Raw genomic sequence first — 456 nt, 5'->3', positions numbered from 1 at the left:
TCATGTTGACAAAAAATCTGATCCAGAGCTTTGCTGCGGCGAGATTGAGGAAACTCATGAAGGACAAGGCGGTTTTGTCGTAGCGCGTCGCGATACGGCGCATCTGCTTGAGTTTGTTGAACATCCGCTCGATGCGGTTGCGGTCCCTGTAACGCAACAAGTCTGTTTTCTGTGGAGCACTGCGGCTTTTGCGTGATGGAATAACCGGCAGGATCCCGTGGATCAGCAGATCCTGGCGGAAGCTGTCACTGTCATAGCCCCGGTCGGCCAGCATGGCTTTGGGGGGCGGGACAGACAGCTTCATCAGGGCGTCTGTGGCTTTGTAGTCCGAGACCTGGCCTCCGGTAAGGACAAAGCCAAGAGGGCATCCCTGATTGTAACATCGGACATGGATCTTGCTCGTAAAGCCGCCGCGTGATCGACCAAAAGCCTCCGAATGAGCCCCCCTTTTGCGCC

Annotated in this window: 1 protein-coding gene; it reads right to left on the bottom strand. The window is 55.9% G+C overall.

What is annotated here, in order from left to right:
* Positions 1 to 394: IS5 family transposase (locus tag KP705_RS20400; protein WP_308267665.1), on the bottom strand; the 394-nt coding region annotated here is incomplete at its 3' end.
* Positions 395 to 456 lie beyond the last annotated feature (62 nt).

It is taken from the genome of Gluconobacter sp. P1D12_c, assembly GCF_018812105.1.
Lineage (GTDB): Bacteria > Pseudomonadota > Alphaproteobacteria > Acetobacterales > Acetobacteraceae > Gluconobacter > Gluconobacter oxydans_A.
This window is presented reverse-complemented; position numbering and strand designations above follow the sequence as displayed.